The 2,372-nt window shown below is 41.5% G+C and carries 3 protein-coding genes; 1 reads left to right on the top strand and 2 read right to left on the bottom strand.

Features of this window, described 5'->3' with window-relative positions:
- A partial coding sequence (locus tag AC29Z1_RS16735; protein ID WP_488272588.1) for a glutamate ligase domain-containing protein occupies positions 1–670 on the top strand: 670 nt, incomplete at its 5' end.
- A 12-nt stretch (positions 671–682) separates the two neighbouring features.
- Here the strand turns inward: AC29Z1_RS16735 and AC29Z1_RS16730 are convergent.
- Positions 683–1,264, bottom strand: a complete 582-nt coding sequence (locus tag AC29Z1_RS16730; RefSeq protein ID WP_488272587.1) for a cytochrome b/b6 domain-containing protein — start codon at positions 1,262–1,264, stop codon at positions 683–685.
- A 130-nt stretch (positions 1,265–1,394) separates the two neighbouring features.
- The gene (gene speD, locus AC29Z1_RS16725; protein ID WP_488272586.1) at positions 1,395–2,237 is read right to left on the bottom strand and encodes an adenosylmethionine decarboxylase; all 843 of its coding nucleotides are present in this window, start codon (positions 2,235–2,237) and stop codon (positions 1,395–1,397) included.
- Between the last annotated feature and the right edge of the window lie 135 nt (positions 2,238–2,372).

Below are 2,372 nucleotides of genomic sequence, written 5' to 3'. Positions count from 1 at the left end.
TCAAGTTGTTCCCAGTGGCAGTTATCCTGTAACGTTAGCTCTTCCAGGACGGCATAATGTCGAAAACGCCATGCTGGCCGCCATCGCTGCCCTGATCCACGGCTTATCACCTGAAGCAGTAGTAAATGCGTTGGCTAGTTTCCGAAGTGTTGAGCGGCGTATGAATATCTTTCACTTACAAGGTCTTACAATTGTTGACGATACTGCCCTTAATCCTGGCAGTATTGATGCTGTATTTACGACCTTAGCCTCTCTTCGCTATCAGCGTATGATTGTTGTCAATGCCATTCGTGGTCAGCGCGGTACTGCCATTAATGCTGCTAACGCGGCTGCTTTGGCCAGACAACACAAAAAACTGGCGTTTGATTTGATTATTACTGCCAGCAGTGACTATGTTGAGCTGACAGATATCGTTACCGCCGAGGAAAAACTGGCCTTTGTAACAACCCTTACTACCCTTAAAACCGATTACATTTACACCAATACCTTAACTGATGCTATAAAACAGGCACTAAGGAAAGCCCTGCCTGGTGATCTTTTGGTATTACTGGGGGCTCAAGGTATGGATGCCGGGAGACAAGTATTGTCAGCGCTAGCAACCACACCGGAAGATCATTATCAGGAGCAGACATTTCATCCCCCATTGGCATGGACCACAACCGCCAAGTAATACTATTGCCTATTATTTAGACTTTGGCCTTTTATTCACATAACCAGAAAACATTGCTTGCAGCTTAGCTGGGTCTTCAGTAAAAGCTAAGCACACATGAAGAGGAATCGTAGCCACAAAAAACATGGTTATCCAATAGTAGACAATCCTAATACCTGCAAGCCCGCCAAAGGGCCTACTTAGCCATGTCCCATATTCCGGAAAAAGGAAGGGCATGGCAGCAAAACCGCTAATTCCCATCACCAGCCCCCATAAAGTAAATAACGCTTTTTGCCCAGGATTATACCGGCCATAATTAGGATGACGTTCCGTAACAAACAACGCATAGCGGACGAAACTGCGCAAATTGGCAAGATCACGCGGCAAAAACAGTATTTCCGTGTATTTTCCGGTAAATAAATAGTAGCAAATTTGGCCAAACAAATTTAGCATCAGGATCATACCGGCAATAGTATGAGTCTTACGCACAACACCATACGACAGTCCAGGCCAGGGATTATTAAGGTATAATCCGGTTATTACCAGATACATAACAGCAAAAAACATAATCCAGTGAAAAAGCCGTACTGGCAGCGGATGTAGTAACAGTTTCATAAAAATAAAATCCCCCAAACGGGGGATTTTCATGTTAGTCTGCTAGCATTTATTTAAATTATTCTGCGGACATTAAGAAGCTAAGGCTTGTGCCTTCATCCTACGTAGCCGGCACAAGCCAAGTCTTATCTTACAACTTCAAATGAACTTTTGGAATATTTTTTCCGTAAAAGATTTCAGCCATCTCTTTTTTCAGGCGTTGTTTAATTTTCTTTTTTTCTCCAGCCTGCAATTCTTTTTTGGCTGTACCAAACAAATAATTATCCAAATCAAACTCCTTTAACAGCATCTTGGTGTGAAAAATGTTTTCCTGATACACATTCACATCAATCATCTGGTACAAATCGCGATTGTCACTGGAAATATAGTTTTGAATCGAATTGATCTTATGGTCGATAAAAAATTTTTTACCGTTAACATCACGAGTAAAACCACGTACCCGGTAATCGATAACAGCAATATCTGGGCGAAAGGTGTTAATGAGGAAGTTCAATGCCTTAAGAGGTGAAATATGGCCACAGGTCGATACATCAATATCTGCACGGAAAGTACTGATACCTTCATCCGGATGACTTTCCGGATATGTGTGGACAGTAATATGGCTTTTATCTAAATGGCAAACAACCGCATCAGGCATGGGTTCATTCAGCTCACATTCCCCACATTCCTCAGTATTATAAATCGCCCCAGGCTGGTGCACTGAATCCTCGGCAATCAGCATGGTTACGCTGGCTCCTTGCGGATCATAGTCCTGTTTGGCAATATTTAAGATGTTAGCCCCAATCATGTTAGCTACTTCGGTTAGGATATTCGTCAGACGTTCGGCACTGTATTCTTCATCAATGTATTCGATGTAAGAATGGCGATGCTGCGGAGTTTTCGCGTAGCAGATGTCATACATATTAAAACTAAGTGATTTTGTAAGATTATTAAACCCATAAAGTTTTAGTTTTTTAATTGATTTAATTTCCATCTTGCCTGTCCTTCTCCTCACAGCTTAAAAGTCATTTATGCGATGTCTTTAAAAATTATACCACACCAAAGCAAAAAGTATAAGTTTTTAGGAATCTTTTTACACCAGACTGTAGATATTACCATTCTCGCCTAT

It is taken from the genome of Sporomusa sp. (assembly GCF_057736855.1).
Note: the sequence above shows the minus strand (reverse complement) of the source record. Positions and strands in the feature narration are given on the sequence as shown.

Excerpts from the sequence above, each read along its gene's own strand:
- AC29Z1_RS16730 (WP_488272587.1), bottom strand. The coding sequence starts at position 1,264 with ATGAAACTGTTACTACATCCGCTGCCAGTACGGCTTTTTCACTGGATT.
- speD (WP_488272586.1), bottom strand. The coding sequence starts at position 2,237 with ATGGAAATTAAATCAATTAAAAAACTAAAACTTTATGGGTTTAATAAT.